The sequence below is a fragment of the Candidatus Kaistella beijingensis genome, assembly GCF_020084865.1.
In the GTDB taxonomy this organism is placed as follows: Bacteria; Bacteroidota; Bacteroidia; order Flavobacteriales; family Weeksellaceae; genus Kaistella; species Kaistella beijingensis.
Map to the genome: position 1 here is coordinate 2,614,047 of NZ_CP071953.1, position 22,446 is coordinate 2,636,492.

Here is a 22,446-nt window from a genome sequence, read left to right on the forward strand (position 1 = left end):
GAATATTATTTTTATTAATTCGTGCATTCGTGGAAAAAAATATTTCTACGCAAAAGCTCTTTCCAGATCGGCAATCAAATCATCTTTGTCCTCGATTCCGACGCTTAAACGAACTAAGTCGTCGGTAATTCCCAATTCCGCACGTTTTTCAGCAGGAATTGAAGCGTGCGTCATCAATGCGGGATGATTCGCCAATGATTCCACGCCGCCTAAACTTTCTGCCAAAGTGAACACTTTCAGCTTTTCCAAAAATTTGATGGCGTCTTCTTTTTTGCCCGATTTAAAGGTGAATGAAACCATTCCGCCGCTTTCTTTCATTTGCTTTAAAGCTAAATCGTGTTGTGGATGAGATTTCAATCCCGGATAAAAAACTTTTTCGACCGCAGGATGATTTTCCAAATATTTTGCGATTTCTAAACCGTTATCGGAATGTCTTTGCATTCTTAAAGCCAAAGTTTTAATTCCTCGCAAAACCAGGTAAGAATCGTGTGGACCCAAAATTCCACCGGTCGCAAATTGGATGAAATGGAGTTTTTCTCCGAGTTCCGCATCTTTAGCAATCAAAGCACCCGCAATCACATCGGAATGTCCTCCCAAATATTTTGTCGCAGAATGCATCACAATATCCGCTCCCAGATCCAAAGGTCTTTGAATGTAGGGCGACGCAAAAGTATTGTCCACAGCAACCAAGATGTCTTTTTCTTTCACCAAATCGGTTACTGCTTTGATGTCCACCAATTTCATCAAAGGATTGGTCGGTGTTTCAAGCCAAATTAATTTGGTTTTATCGGTAATTAAATCTGCAATTTTAGAAACATCATCAAAATTAACGAAAGTGAATTTCAGCTGATATTTTTCGAAAAGTCGCACAAACATTCTGTAAGTTCCGCCGTATAAATCGTCAACAGCAATCACTTCGTCGCCCGGATTTAGTAATTTTAAAACACAGTCGATTGCAGCCAAACCGGAACCGAAAGCCAATCCTCTCGCTCCGTTTTCAATGGAGGCCAAACTGTCTTCCAAAGCTTGTCTTGTTGGATTTGCCGCTCTCGAATATTCGTAACCGGAATGAATTCCCGGCGATTTTTGTGCAAAAGTTGAGGTTAAAAATACAGGCACATTTACAGAACCTGTCGCTGATTCGTGGTGTTGTCCACCGTGGATTACTTTGGTATTGAAGTTCATTTCTCTTAATTTATCGATTTACCAATGTATCAATCTACCAATGAGGGTTCAAAATTGTTACATTGTTATATTTTCAGATTGTTACATTCTAATCGCCGATTTCTTCGCAAATTCTTCCGCCATTTCCTCCATCCATTTTGCGACATCTTCTTCACCGGTTGCACGTTCGTACGTGTTTCCCAAAGATATTAAAATTTGGTGGATGAACATTTTCATTTGGTCAACCGGCATTTCTTTGGTCCAAAGGTCTATTCTTAAAGCTTCCATTGCTTTATGATCCCATACGGAAATCATGGTTGCTTTGGTTTCCTGTTTTTCAATTCCGCCATCCTGTGCATTCCAAGTCATCATTTCTGGAACGTGGTTTTCGTCTAATTCGACGTCTATGGTAATTTGGGTTTTTCTCATTTTTTCGAGGTGCGGGTTACGAGATTCGGGTTGCGAGATTTTTTACCTCATAATACGTTTCTCGTTTCCCGTATCAATTTTTAGGTTTATAATTACTTTGATTAAAAATTTCCTGTGCGTTCATTTTTAGGAAATCTTGGAGTTTTGTTTTTGGATTTTCGTTAAAAAATTTCCTGCAGATTTGCCATCCCGTGAAAATGCCGATTTGTGGGGAAGATTCGTTGTCGATTTCGGTGTAGAATTTTGAGAATGGTCCTGGTTTGATAAATCTTTCGCCCAATCTCGTATCGTCACTGAAAACCAAATTGTTTTCTACAAAGAAATTCCAAATATTGGCTTCGTTCGCGATTGCCCAATCGTATTGTTTTTGGGTGTAATTCATTTTCAGATAATCAGGAAAATCGGGGAGGAAAGCATCCTGCAAAGTCATCAGTTTTCCTTGATAAATTAATTCGTCAATAAATTTTTGATGTTCAAGATTTCTTGGAACAAAAAATTCGGCAAAGATTTCAGAAACTTTAGGAACAATATTTTGTGGATTCATCGAAGTTTGAAAATATTGTTCGATTCCTTTGTAATTTGGATTGTTTTCGCCCATAAAACCTGTTACGTCAATGAAAAGCATGTTTTGTTCAGGTTGATAAAAAACAGGTTCCATTACTCCTTGCAAAGCTGATGAATAAAGGAAAACTTTTGGTTCTTTAAATTCAGGGAAATAATTTTTAATGTGAGAGAATAAATCAGTTAAATCTTTGTTGAGTTTTGCGACATCAATTTTTGAAATCGCTTCTTTGTAGATTTTTGACTCATTTTCGTCGGCTCTTCTGATGGCAAAGTCTTCATCAGAAACCGTTCCCTGAAACCACGGATATTTTTGTTTAAAGTTTTCTAAAGGAATATTCAAATCATATAATTCTTTAGAAATATCGGTGATTTCCACTTTTTGGGCAGGATTTTTAATTTCTATTTTCCATGGATTTTGGTTTTCCTTCTTGCAATTTTGTAAGAGAAGAAGGGAAAGTACAAAGCATAAAAAAAATATTTTTTTCATTTGAACCAACATATCGCGGCTTCGCCGCTTCCTTTTTTTGGGTTAAAATTTCTACCAACATTTCGCGGCTTCGCCGCTCCTTGTTGAAAAATTTATTTCTATTTTTACATCAGATTTTGAGGTGCAAAAATAAGGAAAAATAATGGCAAAAATCTTCGTCGAAACAGAAAGGCTTATTTTGAGGGAATTGGTTCCCGAAGATGCTGAAAGAATGTTTTTGCTCGACGGTAATCCCGAAGTGATGAGGTTTCTCGGAAGAAATACTGTAACTAAAGTTGAAGAATCCAGCGAAATTATTGAAAAAATTAGAAAACAGTACCGCGAAAACGGAATTGGAAGATGGGCGGTTGTAGAAAAATCCTCAAATCTATTAATTGGTTGGAGCGGCTTGAAATTTTTGACCGAAGAAATCAACGGCTTCAAAAATGTCTATGAATTAGGCTATCGTTTTCTTCCCGAATCTTGGGGAAAAGGTTACGCATCAGAATCGGCGGGAGCTTCTTTGAATTACGGTTTCAATATTTTAGATGTCGAGGTGATTTATGCTTCTGCAACGATTGATAATGATGGTTCCAATCACGTTCTTCGAAAACTGGGTTTCACAGAGAAAGGAACTTTCATTGATCCTTTAGATCATGAAGAATGCTTTTGGTATGAGTTAAGAAAAGAAGATTTTCAAAGGTAATTTGAACTGTTTTTGAACTTTGAACAATTTAAAGAATTTTTATGCAAACAGAAAAAATAATAGATAAAATCGTTTCGTGGCTAAAAGATTACGCCACGAAAGCTGGCGTGAAAGGTTACGTCATCGGAGTTTCGGGTGGAGTAGATTCTGGAGTGGTCTCTACACTTTGCGCAATGACGGGACTCGATTTGCTGATGCTCGAAATGCCGATTCGCCAAAAAGAAGATCAGGTGAATCGAGCTTGGGAACACATGAACGACATCACCAAAAGATTTCCAAACGCAAAAGCGATGAGCGTGAATTTGACTCCCGCTTTTGAGGAATTATACAAAACTTTCGATGTAAAAGATGACGAATTTCCTTCCGAAAAACTCGCATTTGCCAATACAAGAAGTCGTTTGCGAATGTTGACGCTTTATTATTACGGACAAATCAATTCACTTTTGGTTTGTGGAACGGGAAATAAGGTGGAAGATTTCGGAATTGGATTTTACACCAAATATGGCGACGGTGGAGTAGATGTTTCCCCAATCGCAGATTTATACAAAACAGAAGTTTATGAATTGGCAAGAGCTTTAAATTTGGTAGAATCGATTCAAAACGCGATACCAACCGATGGACTTTGGGATGTGGAAAGAACCGACGAGCAACAAATCGGTGCAACGTATCCAGAACTCGAAAAAATTCAGAAAGAGTGGGGCACAAAAACAGAAGAAGATTATTCGGGAAGAGATTTGGAAGTTTTCAAAATTTTCAAGAGAATGAACAGAGCTGCGCAACACAAAATCAATCCCATCCCGGTTTGCGACATTCCGGAAGAATGGCGAAATTGAGGATGAAAAAATTCCGCTCCTTCGGAGGGGTGGCGAAAATTTTTGACGGGGTGGTTTACATATAATTTTACAACATGAACAAACAAAATCTAAAACTTTTCCTTTTCTTCATCATCGGTTTATTGTCGGCTTTTTTGGCGATGTATCTTTTTAATAACTATAAAATTGAAAAGAAAAATCAAACTGAAACTTCGCAAAATTCGACCGTAAATCAAAGAAATAGTGAAAGTGATTTTAGTAGAGAAAATCCAGGAAAATCTTCAACTTTTTCAGGAAATATCGATGAACTAACAGAAGAAAGAAAAGTCATCGATTACGTAAGAGCCAACAAGCAACTTCCTGATTATTACCTCACAAAATCAGAAGCGAGGAATCAAGGCTGGATTGCATCAAAAGGAAATCTCTGCGATGTTTTGCCGGGAAGAGCAATCGGAGGCGACAAATTTTCAAACCGCGAAAAAACCTTGCCGAAAGGAGAACAATATTTTGAAGCCGACGTGAATTACAATTGCGGCCACCGAAATGCGGACCGCATCGTCTTTACAAAAAATGGTGAGGTTTGGCTAACTCATGATCACTACAAAAGTTTTCAAAAACAATAAATAAACTTGAATGGTGAATTTGCTTCGCAGTGAATGGTGAATTTTATCATTAATAAATTAAAAGAACTTAAATAAAATGAATGTCTATATAGATTTTACAGATATAGGGGATTACGAAGATTTCTACGACCAACTCAAAGAAAAGCTTCCGTTGCCGGATTATTTTGGGGATAATTTGGATGCGCTTTATGATTCTGTCACAGGATTTGTTGAACTTCCGCTTCATTTGGAATTTGTCAATATGAGTGTGGAACAACTGGAAACTTTTGAGGATTTGCTTACCACTCTGGAAGATGCGCACGATGAGGTAGAAGATTTTACTTTTTCCTATTATCTGGAGCAGTATGAAGACGAGGAATGATTTGTTGCGCACTAGAAGCGAATTCACCGACAAAGTCGAAATCACTATTCACGGCGAAGCAAACTCACCTCATATCATATTCGTTCGGATGATTTTTCTTGATTTCATCAACCGTTCCCAATACTTTATCTTTCAACGAAGTTTGATAAGCATCTAATTTTTTGGCAATTTCCAACTCTGAAGTTCCCAAAATTTTCGCCGCCAAAATTCCCGCATTCGTCGCTCCATTCAACGCAACGGTCGCCACAGGAATTCCCGATGGCATTTGCAGAATCGATAGTACAGAATCCCATCCGTCAATCGAATTTGAGGACAAAATCGGAACTCCGATTACGGGTAAAGTCGTGCAACTCGCCACCATTCCCGGCAAATGAGCGGCTCCTCCTGCTCCTGCGATAATCACTTTCAGTCCACGATTTCTAGCAGATTTTGCATAATCGAACATTCTTTCTGGAGTTCGGTGTGCAGAAACCACGGTGAGTTCATAAGGAATTTCCAAAGATTTCAAAAAGTCCGCGGCTTGTCGCATGATTGGCAAATCGCTTTGACTGCCCATAATTATTCCGACCATGTTTTATTAATGAGGATTGATAATTGTGATTGATGCTGAAAAATAATGCTCAATCTTTACAGGTTTAAAGTTACTGAAATTTCTCAAATTTATTTTATTAATCGTTCTTTCATGTTTAAACCCCTATTTTTGCACCGTGTATTTCCTTAAAGATTTCAAACTCATCTTCGCACTTCTCACCGTCGCCATTGTTTGGGGAACCACTTTTTTGGGAATCCGAATTGCGGTAGAAAGTATTCCGCCTTGGTTTGTGGCAGGAATTCGGCAGTTTCTCGCGGCGATTTTGTTGTTGGGCGTTTTGATTTATTCCAAAGAATTAAAATGGATTGGTTGGAAAAAACTAAAAATCCAAATTATCTTTTCCGTTTTGATGCTGATTGTCGCGAACGGTATGATGACTTTGGCGGAAGAACACGTTTCGAGCAGTTTGGCGTCTTTGCTTTCTGCGACTTCACCACTTTTTATTTTTGTGGGAAGTATTTTCTTCGGATTGCAGAAATTTTCAACTCGTGCGCTTGTCGGAATTCTTTTGGGAATGTTGGGAATCGTCCTGATTTTCCACGATGGATTGGATGATTTGCTGAATCCCGATTATCGTTTCGGAATTTTCTGTGCTTTCGCATCGATTTTAGGTTGGGCAATTGGTTCGATTTTTACGAAAAAACTTCATCTTCAAAACGAGAATATTTCGCTGAATTTATTCTATCAGTTTATGTTTGCAGGAATTGTTCAGATTATTTTCGGTTTCCTTTTTTCAAAAGAAATCAATGTGGAAACCTGGACTTTCAGAAGTGTTTTCGCAACGGTTTATTTGGCGGTTTTCGGTTCGGTTGCGGCGTATTTTGCATTTCATTATGCTTTAAAGAAAGTTTCACCGACACAGATTTCTCTGCTTTCTTATGTCAATACCATTATTGCGATTTTCCTTGGTTGGTTGATTTTGGATGAAGAAATTTCCACCGCATTTCTCGTTGCAACGGTGATGATTATTGTTGGCGTTTTTATTACGAATTATAAGAAGGGAATGTTTGGGAAAAATTGAGATTTAAAATTCTATTTTAATAGGGTAAAAGTATAGTGATTTTGATAATTTAACATTTCTTTATTGCTCTTCACAAATTTATCTTGGTATAATTTCTTGATAATACCAGTTTCAATTAATTATAAATGGTGCTTCCATAATCCTCAATAACCTTTTCAACAGAAATATTATTTAAGTTTTTAATTGAGGTCACTTCACCAATAACTATTTTTTCATAATTAATTTACATTATGATAGAAAAATATTTTAAGTTTTCTTATGATTATCCCTGAATATAATTCCTCAAATACTTCACCAATTCCTTCTGTACCACCACCTGTTCGCGAATCAAATCCTTGATGGAAATCACGCCCACCATTTTACCTTCGTCCACCACGGGAAGATATTGCACATTGTGATCGGACATCAACTGCATACAGTGTTCGAGTTTGTCGAGCATTTGAAGATTGGGAAGATCGACCGACATCACGTCTTTCACTTTCGTGTCGGAAGAATGGCGGTTTTTTAAAATCACGTTTCGGGAATAATTTCTCTCGGTGAAAATTCCGAGGTAATTTTCGGCATCGCGAACTACGATGGAGCCCACATTGTGGTCGGCCATCATTTGAAGTGCCTCTAAAACAGTCTGTTCAGGTCCAATGGTCAAGTGATTGAAACCACCTTTTCTCGCAAAAATTGTAGCAACATTTCCCATGATTAAATATTTTGTTGCCTAAAGTTAACAAAAATATTATCGATGGGGAAATCTTCGTGGTTAAGAATGTTTCGTTAAGATTTAACTTTCACCAAAGATTTAATATGGATAAGTTTCTCCAATAGTTCTTCCCGGGAATCTGCCAAAACATTGATGTGTCCCATTTTTCGTCCGGGTTTGGTTTCGGTTTTTCCGTAGAGATGAACGTAGGTTTTTGGCAATTTCAGGACTTCTTCCAAACCTTCATATTTTACTTTTCCATGAAAATTTTCTTCGCCGACCAAATTCAGCATTCCTGAAAATCCAAAAGAATCCGTATCTGCAAGCGGAAGATTTTTCAACACCCGATAAAATTGCTCGAATTGGGAATTTGCGTTTCCTTCCTGTGTTTGATGACCAGAATTATGAAGTCGGGGCGCAGTTTCATTCACCCAAACTTTTCCGTTTTGGTCTAAAAATAATTCGATGGCGAAAAATCCGGGAGAATTTGCTGCGTCGATGAATTTTTTCGCGATAATATCAATTTGTTTTTGAACATCTTCCGATATTTCTGCGGGACAAATATTGAAATCGAGCAAGTTCAGTTTGGGATCTGCAACCATTTCTGTGACGGGAAAGGTTTTGGTTTCGCCGCTTTCGTTTTTTGCCACAATGATGGAAAGTTCTTTTTCAATATCCACCAAATTTTCCAAAACCGAGGGAACATCCCATAAATGCTTTAAATCTTCCTCACCTTTAATGACTTGAACTCCTTTTCCGTCGTAACCGCCTGTGTTCATTTTTTGAACAAAAGGTAAAGGGAAATTAACTTCAGATTTGTGTTGAATGATTTGAAAATCAGGACTTGGAATTTCGTGTTTATTGTAAAACTCTTTCTGTAAGATTTTTTGCTGAATCGTCTGGATAATTTCCGGACTGGGAATGACTTTAATTCCACATCCCCGAAGTTCGTAAAGCGCATCGACGTTAACATGCTCAATCTCAATGGAAACGACATCTTTCCCTTTTCCGAAATCAAAAACGGTATCGTAATCATCAAAACTTCCCTGCGTAAAATCTGAAATTTTGGAACAAGGTGCATCTTCCGAAGGGTCGAGTGTGAACCATTCGTCATCATATTTTAATGCGTCCTGAATAAGCATTCTTCCAAGTTGTCCGCCGCCGAGAATTCCGATTTTCATATTCTTATTTTGGTTTGATTTGGTTTGAAGTTGTTTGATCATGTTTGACTTTTTTTGTGACGAACATTTTTCATGAATCTTTTTATTTTTTTAAACTTTGTCAATTTTTAAATACCCAATTTTCATCAAATTTTCTTGATTTTCCACATCTGTTTTTTCTAAAATAATGGAATATTTTTTTTTGGCTTCCTTAGAAAGTAAATCAGAAATTTTATAAATATCATCGATATCGACGCCGTACTTGTCATCGATGTGACTTTCTGCATTTTTAAAGCCCATTGTTTTGTAAAATTCGGTTTGCTTCACTCTTTTTACAATTTCGCCCATGGATTTTCCAACCATCAAATGTTGTTCGTGAAACTCCTCAAAATGTCCAGGTTTGTAACCGCCCAAATTGATGAAAAACAAATTGTTTTCAGAAATTTGTGAGGTTTTTTCAATAATTTTTATTTCGTAACCATCCGCAAATTGGACTTCCTGATAACAGTCGATGTGAATTTTTGCCTCACTCCAAAATGTTTTAATTTCGGGAATTAAATCTTCGAATTTTTCTGCAATCCCGAAGAAAACATCGTGCTGTTCAATGTTTCTTCCTTTCGGAGTGGCGCCGATAATGACGTAAAATAGTTTCATCTGTTTTTAATTTCGTATTTGATTTTTTCTCGCAGATTACGCAGAATTGAAAAAAATTGCTTCATAAAAGTTATTTAATTCTCATAAAATTCTAATGGCAATTGATCGGGATCCTGCGTGAAGAAAAATTTCTTATCCGTAAATTCATCGATTCGGATTTCTTCACAAACCAAACCTTTTTCAATGAGTTCGTATCTTTTCTCTTCTACATTTTCTACCAAAAAAGCGAGATGCCTTAAACCGCAACTTTCAGGTTGTGACGGTCGTTTTGGCGGATTAGGAAAAGAGAAAAGTTCAATCACATAATGATCCCCAATTCCCAAATCCAGTTTCCATGAATCGCGTTCTTTTCTGTAAACTTCACGGAGGATTTTTAGCCCTAAAATTTCGGTGTAGAATTTTTTTGAGGTTTCGTACTCAGAGCAGATGATGGCGATATGATGGATTTTCATTGAAATTGATTTTTAAAGCCACATAGGCACATAGAAATGAGGATGTTGCTTATTTATTTTCCAGTTCAAATAGAATTTCGTCCTAACTGAACTTTAATTTTATAATTTTTCAGTATAACTATGTTTCTATGTGGTTTAACTTACACCTTTAATTAGGTGAAATTTTTAAGTTAAATATTTATTCGAATTCCAAATTTTTAAGGATGGCTTCGGATTTCAATTCTGTTTCGCGCCATTCTTTTTCGGGCGAACTTTCTGCGGTAATTCCGCCTCCAACATAAATCAAGCAAGCATTTTCAAAAAATTCGGCGCAACGCAAATTTACGAAATATTGAACGTTTTCTTCGGTTTCGACTTTGATATAACCTGCATAAAAATTTCGCGGATGAGATTCAAATTTTTCAATGGCGCTTTTGCACAAATCCTTCGGGATTCCGCAAACAGCGGGAGTTGGGTGAAGCTCGGAAATTAGATTTTCCAAATCTTCTGACATTATCTTTGCTTTAAAATCGGTTCGAAGATGTTTGATATTTCCCGAAATGTGGTCGTAGGTTTCGGATTGCTCAACTTCAGAAGAATAATTTTTTAAAATATTCTTCATAAAATCAGTGACGGGTTTTTGCTCCTCGATTTCTTTTGCGGTCCATGTTTCGTTGACAGGAAGTGTCCCCGCCAAACTCATGGTTTCAAATTCGGAGGTCTTTTTGTCAAATTTTCCCAAAAGTTCAGAAAATGCACCGATCCAACATTTTCCGTCTTTAATGAAAAAGTAAACGAATGCGTTTGGATAAGATTTACAAAGATTTAGAAAAGTTTGGGAGAGATTGATTTTTTTTTCGTCAAAGTCGAATACCTTTCTTCTTGAAACAACCAGTTTTGAAAGTTGATTTTCTTTGATGAATTCAATTACCTTTCCAAGTTTTGCTTCATATTCAAATTGATTTTCTTCTTTAAATTCAAGAAGTTCGGTGGAAATTTGATTGGACAAAATATTTTCATTAAAGAAAAATTCTTCAATATTTCCGTAAAAATCGATGCTCTCCGTTTCATCAAAAGATAGAAATGAAACCGATTTTTTATCGGAGTTTTCATTCACGGTAAAAATAGAATCGGAAAAAGGAAATCGGAAATAAAGCATTATTTAGTGTGAAAACAATTTGAAAATTTGAAAAGGAGAAGATGGAAAAACATCTCAGCCACTCACCGACACCCCCACTCACCAACAAAATAATTACTCAGGTTTCGGAATGACATTGTTTGTCATCGTGGTGTGATTGATGAGGTTTCCTTTCTCGTCTCGGATTTCAATTTCAGAGACGTGCATGGTGTTTCCTTTTCGGATGAATCGTGCAGTTCCGGTGACCATTCCTTCTTTTTTGCTTCTCAAATGATTGGAATTGATGTTGGTTCCCACAGGAACAACTTTGTTGGTGTCCAAATGCAAAACGGAAAGACAGGAACCCAAAGTTTCCGCCAGAACGCAGCTTGCGCCGCCGTGAAGAATTCCGTACGGTTGATGAACTTTTGGCGTTACGGGCATGGTTGCAGAAAGGGAATCTTCCGTAAGATCGGTGAAATTTATTCCTAAATTTTTTGCGAGATTTTCACCGCCCCAATTGTTGAGTTGGTGTAGGATTTTTTCTTTGTTTTCTAGTATGTTCATTTTACTTCTTTTTGATATTTAACCACCCCGTCTGCAAAGAAGTTGCAGACAGCCCTTCAAAGGAGGGGAATTTTGTGCGTGAAAAGACCTCCAGCTTCTATCATCCTACACCCCGCTTAATAAATTTTCGGGTTCCAATTGGCGGGAACTTTTGGGGTGATTTTTTGGTAATATTGTTCCAATTCTTCCATGATGTCCTCAAAAGAGCGGTTTTCTAATTCTTCCACGGAAATTTTTTTGCCGAGATAGATGATTTTGTCTTTAAAATCTCCTGCTGCAACAACAATCGGAACTTTCGCCGCTAAAGCCATGTGGTAAAAACCTTTTCGCCATTTCGGTACCCAACTTCTTGTTCCTTCAGGAGTAATAACCAAGCTGAAATCTTCTTTTTTGAATTCATTCGCCACGAAATTCACCAAGTCGTTCTTTTGGGAACGGTCGATTCCGATTCCGCCTAAAGCTTTTACAATTCCGCCATACCAAGCTTTGGTGTGCGCATCTTTAATGATGATTTTCAAAGGTTTTTCTAAAGCCCAATAGGCAAAATTTCCTAAAAGATATTCTTCGTTTGCGGTGTGTGGAGCCACGACGAGGATGCAACGGTTGAGGTTGTTCACATCACCTTCGAGCACGATTTTCCACCCGAGAAGTTTGAGCATTAGTTTACCGATGAGTTTTTTCATAAAGCAAAACTGGAGAATTAAGGAATTGATTCTAATAAAAAAGTATAACCAACCTGAATTGATTATACTCTACAAATATATTGAATTAAAATTCTAACTAAAATAAACTGCTTACGAAATCGATGATTTTCATTGCGATCTCTAAAACGAACTGTACCATGATTTTGAGGTTTTTAAGGATAATTGTTGTTGCTTAAAATTAACAGTACGAAATTAAGGATATTATTTTTAAATATTTTTTTTTCGAGTGTTAAATTTTGTTTAAAATTCAATCTTGAGGAACAAGCGAAAAGCGGAAAATTTTTATTTCTAAAGAAATCCGCTTTTGCCTATCCACTCTCATTATTTTGTTTTAATGATGATTTCTTTTTTGCCGTCTTTCACGGTGATGTTGATGTCTTTCAACTCTTTTTTGTCGATTTTTTTCATCATCAAATCGGCTTCGGCTTCACTTACCTTTTTACCGTTTACAATAACTGAATCGGAACCTGCAGAAATTACTACTGATTTACTCGCTGAATTAACGTAGGTTGAATCTTGGTCGTTTTCTTCCATCTCTTCATCATTTACAGAAAATCCACGTTCATCATTCAAAGCAATTACTTTCATATTTTTTGGCACAACCAATTCATAATCAACTCTATAATCACGAAATCTGTAATCGTATGGATAAGTGAAATAGTTAGGAAGCATGATTTTATTGTCTATGATTTCAACAGGAATCTGCATTTTTAGAGGCAGATTATAGCCGTCCGCAGATTTTTTGATTTCAAGATAAGGTGCTTTCACATCCATTCTTTTTACGTCAACACTCGGATAATCCTGTTTGAAAATCGTTTTCTTGTCGGAATAAACATCGTCCCAATACGCTTTGAAGTTTTGAGGAATCGCTACTTTTTTCACATCAACCAAGATCGAATCTGAAGTCGTATTGATGGCCACATTTTCAGTTTCATCATTGTTTCCGCTGTACATTGACTTGAATTTAATGGCCGTAAATCCTGTTGCAGCAATCAATCCCATCCACAGTAAAACCAATCCACCGAAGACGTAACCTGTGTTATTGAGCTTTGTTTTTGGCGAAAATAATTTCATCGCGATGTAGCAGAACACCAATGCAGGAATAAAAATCGTAAGGAAACTCACCGCAATCGCGAGAAAACCGAGATTGCTGTCCTGAAGGTAAAAACCGAGATTATCAAAAAAGTTGATGTTACTCGTTCCTGCAACTCCGAAAACTGCGAAAGAACTAAACAACAATACTAAACCGATCGCTCCAAAAAGTGCTCCCAAAATGTATCGAATCACATTCCAGAAACCATTTCCCGCTTTGTTGATGTAGGGTTTGTTTTCGTTGTAGATTTCACCAAATCTCTGTGTAGATTCGTTAGCAAACTGTACAATTTTGTTGGATTCTTCTTTAATGTTGTCAAAATTAATTGGCTTTCCTTTCATTTTCAAAAAATCTGCGGCGGTTTCCGCTTTTGGCATTACTAACCAAAGAATTAAATAAAGAAAAACAATCAACATTGGCGATCCTGGAAGTGGCATCATAATCAAGAATAAACCCACCCAAATTGCGCGCATCGCTGCAACATCCATTCCTACATAATGAGCGAGTCCTGCACAAACACCTGCGATTTTTTGTTTTTCAGGATCACGGAACAATTGTTTTTGGCTCTGAAAACCTCCTGACGTTCTTTGGTTTTTCTTGGTTGAAGTTTTTTCGGAGAAATAAGCTTCTTCCTGTTCTTCGATCACTTCGGGTTTACCAATTTGAGCGATTACTTTCTCTACGTCGTCGTCGTTGATGACTTCGCGTTTTCCTAAAGAATCTTTGAAGATTTCGACCATTCTGATTTCGATGTCGTGCATGACTTCGTCGGCTTCGTTGGCCTCCAAGGAATTGCGGAGCGCTGCGAGATAATCACTTAACTTTATATATGCGTGTTCCTCGATGGTGAAGGAGAAACCGGCTAATCCTATTGAGAGTGTCTTGTTCATTTTATTTAGTTTATAGTTTTTTGGGTAATTTGGTTTACGGAATCAGTGAGTTCGTTCCAAGTGTTGAGCAATTCCGCGAGAAAAAGTTTTCCCTTATCGGTAATCTGATAATACTTTCTCGGCGGTCCTCCTGTGGATTCTTCCCATCGGTAGGAAAGAAATTCGCCGTTTTTCAATCTTGTGAGAAGGGGATAAAGAGTTCCTTCCACTACATCCAGTTTTCCTTTTTTCAGTTCTTCGATCAGGTCGGAAACGTACATTTCCTTTTTATCGATCAAACTCAAAATACAGAATTCCAGAATTCCTTTTCGCATCTGCGCTTTGGTGTTTTCTGTGTTCATTATTTATACGTTATTAGTTGTGTTAAATATTTCGTCATTCATTTCTTGAATGGTCTGAGCAAAGATATATTTATTTTTTTAGTAATATGCAATGCAAAGTAGCGGTTCAAAAAAAATTTACTTTCTTCTTACTTCATACTCAATTTGTCGGCTTGCTTTGGGCAGAACCATCCATAAAACAAGGTAGGCGATAACTACAAAAGTGGTTGAGATTCCTGCCGAAAATATTCCAAAGAAAGCGAGTGAGAACCAGATAATTCTTATGATAGAAACATCAATTTTATAATATCTAGCGAGTCCGGAACAAACTCCGGCAATTCTTCTGTTGTCTGCATCTCTTGTTAATTTTGCTTTGAAGTCTGCAAAATACTGGTTTTGGTTTTGTTGATAAGTGTCCATCTGTAATAGGTTTTAAGATTTCTTATACAAAGATATGTAATAATTTTAGTATTATGCAATACAAAGTAGTAAAAATATTTTGAATTTTATTTAAGTTACTGATAATCAATAATAAAAATTTTCAGTAAAAATAGTTTTTATAATAATTAAAGATGAAAGCATAAAAAAACCACCTCAAATTTGAGGTGGTTAATGCGAAAAATTACTAAAATTATTTTTTAATAGCTTTAACTGCTTTCACAGTACCGTCATTCATGTGGAGCGTAACGATGTAAAGTCCAGCTCTCAAATCAGCAAGATGAAGTTCTGTAGAAGCTTTCATTGATTTTACCAGTCTTCCTGAAAAGTCAGAAATCGTAATTGATTTTACTCCTTTAACATCAGAAATCTTTAGAATGTCTTGGAAAATTCTCATCCTTAAATCCGTATCGAGTACTGCACTTGGTGGAATTGCAATCGAACCATTCAAATTATTTGTAGGAGCAGTGAAACCATATAGAAATGGAGCGGTGTTGAAGAAAATTTCGCATGCATCGCTAAAGTTGCCATTATTATTCCAGTTGATAAAAACTCGTCAAAACAAAAAAACCGCCTAGAAGACGGATGTTTTTTGAGATAAGAAAAATTTATTTCTGGTTTAAAAGATCGAACCTTGTTATTCTTCAGAATAAAGTGAGGAGAGATAAGAAAGTCTCCTGTTTTCTCTTCTTAATTCTTCTAATTTGCTTAAAAGATGATTGATGACCTCTAATCCCGGCAAATTGACGTCCAGATCATAATGCCAATTGGTGAATCTTTCAAATGCGGGCAATTCTTCGTAAAGCAAATACTTTACGTCGTTTTCAGTTTCCGTTTTTACCAGTCCTGATTCTTCCAGCGAATCAAAAAAGGTGAGTTCAATATTGTAAATTTTTACAAGTTCTTCTCTTGATATTCTCTCGATCATTTCTTTAAGTTTTTAAGTTCCTGAAAAAGTTCTTTTTCCTTCTCGGATAAATGAGTCGGAATCTTCACGCTATAAGTCACAAACAAATCTCCGAACTCACCTTCCTTTTTATAAACCGGAAAACCTTTGCCTTTTAATCGCACTTTGGTTCCGTTCTGAGTTTCGGGTTTTACTTTAAGGTTTACATTTCCGTCTAAAGTGGGTATTGTAACATCTCCTCCCAAAACTGCGGTGTACAAGTCAATTTCCACATTAGAGCTTAGGTTGTTGCCGTTTCTTTTAAAATAATGATCCTCTAAAATATTGAAAGTGATGTACAAATCACCATTTGGACCACCGTTGAAACCAGGATTTCCGTGACCTTTCAGTTTAATTTTCTGTCCGTCTGCAATTCCTGCAGGAATGGTAATTCTCACCTTTTTACCATTGATTTCGAAGGTTTGTTGGTGGGTTTTCGCAGCGTCGCGCAACGAAAGATTCAATTCTGCTTCGACATCCTGACCTTTAAATTTTCCGGAAGCACTTCCTCTCGAGCTTCTTCCGAAACCTGTTCCAGCTCCGCCACCACCGCCAAACATACTTTGGAAGAAATCTGAAAAATCTTCACCGCCACCACCAAAATCAGCACCTGTAAAACCACCGTAGTTTCCGCCATAATTTTGGCTTTTCTGATACTGTCGTTGCTGTTGTTGCGCCTTTTCGTATTCTTCGCCGTGTTTCCAGTGTTCACCGTATTTGTCATATTTCGCACGGTTTTCTGGATTGCCCAACACTTCGTTGGCTTCGTTTAGCTCCTTAAATTTTAATTCTGCTTCCTTGTCGCCGGGATTTACGTCGGGATGATATTTTCTGGCGAGTTTTCGGTAGGCCTTTTTAATTTGGTCGGGAGTCGCGTTTTTCTCAACCCCTAAAATTTTGTAATAATCTATATACGCCATAATTCTTATTAAAAATCTGACTTGAAAATTACGAAATTTTTCAGTTTTTATAAAATAAAAGCCAAAATTTAAGTTTAAAAATCGAAATCTTTGAAATAAATTATCTTTGATGAAAATTACCATCAATGAGAGAAATTCTGAAAAATTATTCCGGCATTATTCTACTTTTAGCAGGCATCGTTATAGGAAGTTTTATTGGCATTTTCTTTCCAGGAAGTGTGGTTTACCTAAAACCGTTGGGTGATATTTTTCTTAATCTTTTATTTGTAAGTGTTGTTCCGCTTGTTTTTTTTGCGGTGGCAAACTCGATTTCAGCCGTTGAGAAACAAGGGAAATTCGGTCGGATTTTAATTTCAATGATTTTTACTTTTCTTCTATTCATCATTATTGCAGCGCTGTTTACGATTGCGGCAGTTTATTTTTTCCCGACAGAAGCTACGGGAATGAATGCTAAAGAAATTTTGGAAAATCCCGCCGATACAAAATCTTGGGGCGACCGAATTGTAAGTTTCTTTACCGTGGGAGAATTTACCCAACTTTTTTCGAGACAAAACATGCTTGCGTTACTGATTTTTGCCTTCTTAACAGGAACAGCGGTGAGGAAAGCGGGAGCTGCTGGAGAAAATTTCAAGAAATTTCTTTCCTCGGGTTATGAGGTGATGAAGGCGCTTTTGCTTTTGGTGATGAAAGCGGCACCGATTGGTTTGGGTGCATATTTCGCTTATCAAGTGGCGACGATTGGTCCTCAACTCTTTGGATTTTATGCAAAACCTCTTGGTTTATACTATGTTGCTGGAACTGTTTATTTTTTGGTTTTTTTCAGCATTTATGCCTTTGTTGCGATGGGAAAATCGGGGGTGCAGAAATTTTGGAAAAACAACATTTACCCCTCGTTAACCGCAATTTCCACGTGCAGCAGTTTTGCTACGATGCCTGCAAATCTTCAAGCGGCTGCAAAAATTGGCGTTCCAGATTCGATCGCGAACATTGTAATCCCGATTGGAAGTACGCTGCATAAAAATGGTTCTTCCATGTCGTCCATCATTAAAATTTATGTGGCTTTTTTAATTATAGGAAAAGATTTCTTTGAACCTTCAAATTTACTTCTTGCTTTAGGAATCACCATTTTTGTCAGCATTGTTGCGGGTGGCATTCCGAATGGAGGCTATATCGGTGAAATGTTGATGATTTCTGTGTATCAACTACCGGTGGAAGCAATTCCGGCGGTGATGATTATCGGAACGTTGGTCGATCCTTTAGCGACAGTTTTAAATTCAACGGGCGATACCGTTGCTTCAATGTTCGTCACGAAAATTTCGCGAGAGAAATTTATTCAGACTTAAAATAGAAAAAACCACCGATTTCTCGATGGTTTTTTTTGATATGAATGAAAAGCTAATTACAAGTTATAGTTCGTCCAACCTGCATACCAGAAGTCGTTTGCATCTTTTACGGCACCTCTGTAAGTTACTGGTGTAAATCCAGAAGAAAGGAAAGGATTTGTAAAGATTCCACCTGTCAACAAAGGTGATCCTGAAGCTGGTGAATAGTTTGGAGTAGTTCCTGCAGGATTCCAAGCTCCTGTTAATTTAATGTCTGTAGAATAAGGTAAAATCGTATTTCCATTAGCATTAAACCAAGCAGTCAATTGTGCAAGATCATATCCGGTTGTAGGTGAAGCTGCTCCGTATTTTAATGGAGTAGTTGATCCCACAATGATGTTGTTTTGGAAAACTAATTTTCCGCTTGCAATATTTGCGTCTGTTGCAGATCCTTTGGTAGCATCAATAAATAATCCTACAGGATAACCGATAAATACGGAATTGAATACTGAAATTGACGAGTTTCTTCTGATCTGAAGCGCATTTTGAAATAATGAGTTAATATTTCCCGCATTAGTAGTAGTTGCAGAGTTTTGAATTGGTCCTACAATCGTAACATTTGAGAAAATTGCTGAAGTTTTCGGCGCTAAAGTTGAGCCGTTCGCATCGTTATCAGATTCAAAGGCATTGGAACCCGAAACGTCAGCAATTAATGGATCTCTTACGCCAATTGCAAACTGAATTTTCCCTGAATAACCGTTGTCAGTATCGAAATCATCATCCAAACCTTTATAGGCGATTAGGTGTGAACAGTTTACCGTTCCGCCGAACCATTCAAAGCTATCGTCGTTTGCATAAGAAACTTGTACATAATCTACTACAGTTCCGTTTCCTACACCGCCGAAAGTAAGTCCGTTGATTTCTTTGTCTGGTAAGAATGCGTAACCTGCATATTCAATTCTTACATATTTCAAAACTCCACTGTTGTCTGCAGCATCAGTTCCTCCGTAAAGTCCGTTTCCTGCAGCATCATTAATTCCACCTTCAATTTCACCAACTCCAGCTTGTCCGTTATAAGAAGAGTTTGTTGGCGCTTTTCCTAAAAGTACAACTCCTGCCCAATCTCCACGTTTCGGGCTTGGTTTTTCAGAAGTAAAGATGATTGGGTTGTTTGCCGTTCCTTCAGCCATGATTTTAGAACCTCTTGTGATGATTAAAGCTCCATTTTTATCGGCTTCACCCACAATTTTAGTTCCTGGTTCAATGGTTAAAGTTGCACCATTGGTTACATACACCAAACCTCTCAATTTATAAGTGTTGTTAGCTTTCAAAGTTCTGCTTGCAGTAATTTTTCCTGTAAGGATAAGGTCTTCAGTAGTTCCTGTTCCGGTACCAGTTCCACCACTGATGATCGTTTGTCCGTCTTCTTCAATTTTTCTACATGAAGTTGTAGTGGCTAAAACTCCTGCCATTACGATGTAAAAAACATTTTTTAGTTTCATTTTTTATAAGATTTTAGATTATTAAAAAGTTAGGTTTTAGTTAAAAGTTATATCCCAAAGTGAGACTGATGTTGGTTCCCGTTCTTCTTTCCACGGCAACTGCGTCGGTTTCTGTATATTTTTTGTCGTTATTGAGGTCATGATAAAAAATAGCGCGGTGATTTAGGATGTCGGAAATATTGAGTTTAAGTTCGCCTTTGTTCTTCCATATTTTTTTTGCGATTTGGTAGTCGAGCAAAGGTCGCGGCGCTTCCCAAATTGGCGGAACTTGGTCGTTTCCTACATATAAAATTCTACGCCCAATCATATTGAAAAGTACTGTGGAAGAAAATCCTGATTTCGCTGAATCATACTGTAATGAAAGGTTCAGCGTGTAAGGAGATTGTCCCTGCATTGGTCGGTCGGTTTTGGTTTGCTCATCGGTCACTTTGTTTTTGATGAAGGCAATGTTTCCACCGAAAGTGAAGTTTTGAAGTGCACTTACAAAATCCAATTTTTTTCTAAATTCCAATTCTGCTCCGTAAGCATCGGCTTTATCGGCATTCAAGTAATTAAAGGTGTTACTTGTTCCTGCCCCGGATTGGTTGAAGTAAAGTTCGATAGGATTTTTGAAGTTTTTGTAGAAACCTGCCAATGAAATAATTTCACCTGCTTTCGGGTAATATTCCCAACGAATATCGGCGTTGGTGATTTTAGTTCTCTGCAAATCTTTGTTTCCGATTACGGTTGCTCCCAAATCGAAATCGTAATAAGCAAGTGGTGAAACTTCCCTGAATTCCGGTCGAACCACCGTTTGCGATCCTGCAAGTCTAATATTTACTTTTTCATTTACCTTAAAAGTCATATTCAATGCAGGTAAAAAGTCGGTCACTTTTGAATAAACAAATCGGTCGTCGCTTTTTTTGGTGCTTCCTACAAGTTGGTCGAAATTCTCAACTCGCAATCCCCAAACTGCTCTTAACCAAGATGCGAAATTGTTGTCGAACTGTAAATAACCCGCATTCAAAATAGTGTTTGCAATGTATCGGTACTGATTTCCTGCAATCTCGTCGAACGTAAATTTGTTCCCCGAAGTCCCAAAATTTGAAGGATTAAATATAGTTTCAAAAGATTGTGAAAGCAAACTCTGATCAAATCCATTCAAACGAACCGAGAATGGTCTCGAATTATAAATCCTGTCTTTTACTTGGAATAAATAACCTCCCTTAATCGTTTGTTTCTGCCCGAAAAGGTCAAAAGTTTTCGATAAATCTCCACCTGCATTATACAGATAATCATTTAAGGTCGAGTAGAAAAAACTTCCTGATTTTTGTGATAAACCATTAGAAATCAAAGCCAAATAAGGACTTCCTGCAATATCTTTGTATTGATTATACTGCAACCTCTGAAGTTGTGGAATATACTGATCCAAAATCCCGAAACTTCCGTACCAATTGAAATTGATTCCACCTAAAGCATCAATTTTGTGTGTTCCGTTCAAGGTAGAGTTATAGAAAATGGTTTCCTTGAAGCCAAGTTCTCTTGCTTTGATATTGGTTCCGTTGATAGGATCGAATTCAAAATCCCTTCCTGTACGCATCGAAACGTGATTGATGGCGTTGTTGGTAATAATATTTTTAAGGGAAATTTTATTGTTGTTATTAAACTTCAAAGCTAAATTCAACAAACCTCCTAAAACAATGCTGTTGCTGTATTTTTCTGTAAAATAATCGAAGTTTACATCTGCTTTTTCATCATTAATCGTGAAAAAACGGTTTTTGGTTTCCGTTCTGTTTTTGCTGTTGGAATAATTTAAAACCGCGATTACCCCTAAATCCTTCCCGAAAAGTTTGGTGTTAAATCCACCATCTAACTGTAAACTCTGATTTTCGGGATATCCAATTGCGCCATGTCCAAAATTCTTCACATATTGACTTCCAAAATCTGTTTTCTCTTGTTCAGACAAAATGCTGAAATGATTCTTGGTCGGAAATCCACTAGGAAGTTTTCTGAAACCGTCATCAATTCCCAAGAAATCTAGTTTTCCGCCTTTGTTGGTGTAGAATTCGCGATCCATCGTAATGGTATTTCCACCAACTCCGATTGAAGCGTTAAAAAACTTGTTGTTCGGGATATCTTTCGTATTCACCTGAATCAATCCACCTCCCCATTCTCCGGTATATTCAGGGATGAAAGTTTTATTGATAACCAAAGTTTCAATTACGTTTGCCGGAAAAAGGTCGAATGAAAAAGTTTTTCTATCCGGCTCTGTACTCGAAAGCTGAATTCCGTTCAACATTGCCTGATTATATCGATCGGATAAACCTCTTACTACGATGTATTTCCCTTCAAATAAACTTACTCCGGAAACTCTTTTCAGAACTTCACCTGTATTTTTATCCGGACTTTTCTTAATCGCTTCAACACCAATTACTTGTGATACAACGCCCGCATTTTTTTGCAAACCAATTGTAGATGCGATGGTTTCTTTTTTCGCGCTTGTTTTGATTACTACTCCTTCGATATCGGTTTCCTTGGTTGCTGCTTTTTTCAAAACAATATCCAAGTGTGTGTTTTCTGTGGAAAGAACTTGTACATCATCGATTTCCTTTCTACCATATCCCGCAGAAGTAACGAGAATTGTGTAATTTTGTCCTGCATCTAAAGGGATTGAATAATACCCTGAAATGTCGGTCGTTGCTTCTTTGTCGTTCACTTTAATTACAACGCCCTGAATTGGCGAGTTGTCCGTTTCGTCCAAAACCCTTCCCTCTAAAATATGGCTCTGCGAAAACAGATAACCACCGGAAAACAAGGTAAAAAACAGAACGCCTTTGCGAATTGTACTTGTCATTATTTAGATTTATTTCAAGTGCAAAGAAATAGAGATTACCCAACAAAGATGTTTCCGCAGTCTTAAATGTTTTTTAATTAATCTTTAATAAACCATTTCAAATATTAACAAATTATG

At 37.2% G+C, this 22,446-nt stretch carries 25 protein-coding genes; 6 read left to right on the forward strand and 19 right to left on the reverse strand.

The features are described 5' to 3' along the window. Window positions 1–45 precede the first annotated feature (45 nt). From J4771_RS12190 to gldB, 3 genes are all read right to left on the reverse strand, one after another. Window positions 46–1,185: a cystathionine gamma-synthase gene (locus J4771_RS12190; RefSeq protein ID WP_224135265.1), complete on the reverse strand. Its 1,140-nt coding sequence runs from the start codon at window positions 1,183–1,185 to the stop codon at window positions 46–48. 81 nt (window positions 1,186–1,266) lie between these two features. Further along, complete coding sequence (gene gldC / locus J4771_RS12195; protein WP_224135266.1) at window positions 1,267–1,593, reverse strand: gliding motility protein GldC; 327 nt, start codon at window positions 1,591–1,593, stop codon at window positions 1,267–1,269. A gap of 73 nt (window positions 1,594–1,666) precedes the next feature. Continuing rightward, window positions 1,667–2,644 carry a gliding motility lipoprotein GldB gene (gldB, locus tag J4771_RS12200; protein ID WP_224135267.1) on the reverse strand — a complete coding sequence of 326 codons (978 nt, stop codon included), beginning with the start codon at window positions 2,642–2,644 and terminating at the stop codon, window positions 1,667–1,669. Window positions 2,645–2,786: 142 nt separating this feature from the next. On the opposite strand from gldB, the gene J4771_RS12205 reads away from it, so the two are divergent. The 4 genes from J4771_RS12205 (at window position 2,787) to J4771_RS12220 (ending at window position 5,125) form a co-directional block, all read left to right on the forward strand. Further along, entirely contained in the window at window positions 2,787–3,329 is a 543-nt protein-coding gene (locus J4771_RS12205) for a GNAT family N-acetyltransferase (protein ID WP_224135268.1), read from the forward strand. A 41-nt stretch (window positions 3,330–3,370) separates the two neighbouring features. Further along, the gene (gene nadE, locus J4771_RS12210; protein ID WP_224135269.1) at window positions 3,371–4,162 is read left to right on the forward strand and encodes an NAD(+) synthase; all 792 of its coding nucleotides are present in this window, start codon (window positions 3,371–3,373) and stop codon (window positions 4,160–4,162) included. Window positions 4,163–4,236: 74 nt separating this feature from the next. Continuing rightward, window positions 4,237–4,764 carry a ribonuclease domain-containing protein gene (locus J4771_RS12215; RefSeq protein ID WP_224135270.1) on the forward strand — a complete coding sequence of 176 codons (528 nt, stop codon included), beginning with the start codon at window positions 4,237–4,239 and terminating at the stop codon, window positions 4,762–4,764. 76 nt (window positions 4,765–4,840) lie between these two features. Further along, the gene (locus tag J4771_RS12220) at window positions 4,841–5,125 is read left to right on the forward strand and encodes a barstar family protein (protein WP_224135271.1); all 285 of its coding nucleotides are present in this window, start codon (window positions 4,841–4,843) and stop codon (window positions 5,123–5,125) included. 64 nt (window positions 5,126–5,189) lie between these two features. On the opposite strand, the gene purE is transcribed toward J4771_RS12220, so the two are convergent. Further along, window positions 5,190–5,696 carry a 5-(carboxyamino)imidazole ribonucleotide mutase gene (gene purE / locus J4771_RS12225; RefSeq protein ID WP_224135272.1) on the reverse strand — a complete coding sequence of 169 codons (507 nt, stop codon included), beginning with the start codon at window positions 5,694–5,696 and terminating at the stop codon, window positions 5,190–5,192. 136 nt (window positions 5,697–5,832) lie between these two features. Here purE and J4771_RS12230 point away from each other — a divergent pair, with 136 nt between their 5' ends. After that, the gene (locus J4771_RS12230) at window positions 5,833–6,738 is read left to right on the forward strand and encodes a DMT family transporter (RefSeq protein WP_224135273.1); all 906 of its coding nucleotides are present in this window, start codon (window positions 5,833–5,835) and stop codon (window positions 6,736–6,738) included. A 262-nt stretch (window positions 6,739–7,000) separates the two neighbouring features. Here J4771_RS12230 and J4771_RS12235 read toward each other — a convergent pair whose 3' ends face one another. The 13 genes from J4771_RS12235 to J4771_RS12295 all read right to left on the reverse strand — a co-directional run bounded on the left by J4771_RS12235 (window position 7,001) and on the right by J4771_RS12295 (window position 16,672). Next, the gene (locus J4771_RS12235) at window positions 7,001–7,432 is read right to left on the reverse strand and encodes a CBS domain-containing protein (protein ID WP_224135274.1); all 432 of its coding nucleotides are present in this window, start codon (window positions 7,430–7,432) and stop codon (window positions 7,001–7,003) included. Between the two features lie 74 nt (window positions 7,433–7,506). Next, the gene (locus J4771_RS12240) at window positions 7,507–8,613 is read right to left on the reverse strand and encodes a 5-(carboxyamino)imidazole ribonucleotide synthase (protein ID WP_224137848.1); all 1,107 of its coding nucleotides are present in this window, start codon (window positions 8,611–8,613) and stop codon (window positions 7,507–7,509) included. Between the two features lie 90 nt (window positions 8,614–8,703). Then, complete coding sequence (locus J4771_RS12245) at window positions 8,704–9,246, reverse strand: DUF1543 domain-containing protein (RefSeq protein WP_224135275.1); 543 nt, start codon at window positions 9,244–9,246, stop codon at window positions 8,704–8,706. Window positions 9,247–9,320: 74 nt separating this feature from the next. Beyond that, window positions 9,321–9,698 (reverse strand): SMU1112c/YaeR family gloxylase I-like metalloprotein, encoded by a 378-nt coding sequence (gloA2, locus tag J4771_RS12250; RefSeq protein WP_224135276.1) that lies wholly within the window; start codon window positions 9,696–9,698, stop codon window positions 9,321–9,323. 178 nt (window positions 9,699–9,876) lie between these two features. Further along, a complete protein-coding gene (locus tag J4771_RS12255; RefSeq protein ID WP_224135277.1) occupies window positions 9,877–10,836 on the reverse strand; it encodes a chorismate-binding protein in 960 nt (319 codons plus the stop codon). 93 nt (window positions 10,837–10,929) lie between these two features. Then, entirely contained in the window at window positions 10,930–11,361 is a 432-nt protein-coding gene (locus J4771_RS12260) for a PaaI family thioesterase (RefSeq protein WP_224135278.1), read from the reverse strand. A gap of 116 nt (window positions 11,362–11,477) precedes the next feature. After that, a complete protein-coding gene (locus J4771_RS12265) occupies window positions 11,478–12,044 on the reverse strand; it encodes a 1-acyl-sn-glycerol-3-phosphate acyltransferase (protein WP_224135279.1) in 567 nt (188 codons plus the stop codon). Between the two features lie 342 nt (window positions 12,045–12,386). After that, window positions 12,387–14,048 carry a PspC domain-containing protein gene (locus J4771_RS12270; protein ID WP_224135280.1) on the reverse strand — a complete coding sequence of 554 codons (1,662 nt, stop codon included), beginning with the start codon at window positions 14,046–14,048 and terminating at the stop codon, window positions 12,387–12,389. Between the two features lie 5 nt (window positions 14,049–14,053). Continuing rightward, window positions 14,054–14,389, reverse strand: a complete 336-nt coding sequence (locus tag J4771_RS12275) for a PadR family transcriptional regulator (RefSeq protein WP_224135281.1) — start codon at window positions 14,387–14,389, stop codon at window positions 14,054–14,056. Between the two features lie 117 nt (window positions 14,390–14,506). Further along, entirely contained in the window at window positions 14,507–14,788 is a 282-nt protein-coding gene (locus J4771_RS12280; RefSeq protein ID WP_224135282.1) for a PspC domain-containing protein, read from the reverse strand. A gap of 211 nt (window positions 14,789–14,999) precedes the next feature. After that, complete coding sequence (locus J4771_RS12285) at window positions 15,000–15,353, reverse strand: T9SS type A sorting domain-containing protein (protein WP_394369789.1); 354 nt, start codon at window positions 15,351–15,353, stop codon at window positions 15,000–15,002. Window positions 15,354–15,443: 90 nt separating this feature from the next. Then, window positions 15,444–15,734 (reverse strand): chaperone modulator CbpM, encoded by a 291-nt coding sequence (locus tag J4771_RS12290; RefSeq protein ID WP_224135284.1) that lies wholly within the window; start codon window positions 15,732–15,734, stop codon window positions 15,444–15,446. Continuing rightward, complete coding sequence (locus J4771_RS12295) at window positions 15,731–16,672, reverse strand: DnaJ C-terminal domain-containing protein (RefSeq protein WP_224135285.1); 942 nt, start codon at window positions 16,670–16,672, stop codon at window positions 15,731–15,733. The genes J4771_RS12290 and J4771_RS12295 overlap by 4 nt, the downstream gene beginning before the upstream one ends. Window positions 16,673–16,797: 125 nt before the next feature. Between J4771_RS12295 and J4771_RS12300 the strand changes: the two genes are divergently transcribed. Further along, the gene (locus J4771_RS12300; RefSeq protein ID WP_224135286.1) at window positions 16,798–18,015 is read left to right on the forward strand and encodes a dicarboxylate/amino acid:cation symporter; all 1,218 of its coding nucleotides are present in this window, start codon (window positions 16,798–16,800) and stop codon (window positions 18,013–18,015) included. A 56-nt stretch (window positions 18,016–18,071) separates the two neighbouring features. On the opposite strand, the gene J4771_RS12305 is transcribed toward J4771_RS12300, so the two are convergent. Both J4771_RS12305 and J4771_RS12310 read right to left on the reverse strand, forming a co-directional pair. Next, the gene (locus J4771_RS12305; protein WP_224135287.1) at window positions 18,072–19,496 is read right to left on the reverse strand and encodes a hypothetical protein; all 1,425 of its coding nucleotides are present in this window, start codon (window positions 19,494–19,496) and stop codon (window positions 18,072–18,074) included. A gap of 40 nt (window positions 19,497–19,536) precedes the next feature. After that, window positions 19,537–22,329, reverse strand: coding sequence for a TonB-dependent receptor (locus J4771_RS12310; RefSeq protein WP_224135288.1), 2,793 nt, complete (start codon window positions 22,327–22,329; stop codon window positions 19,537–19,539). Between the last annotated feature and the right edge of the window lie 117 nt (window positions 22,330–22,446).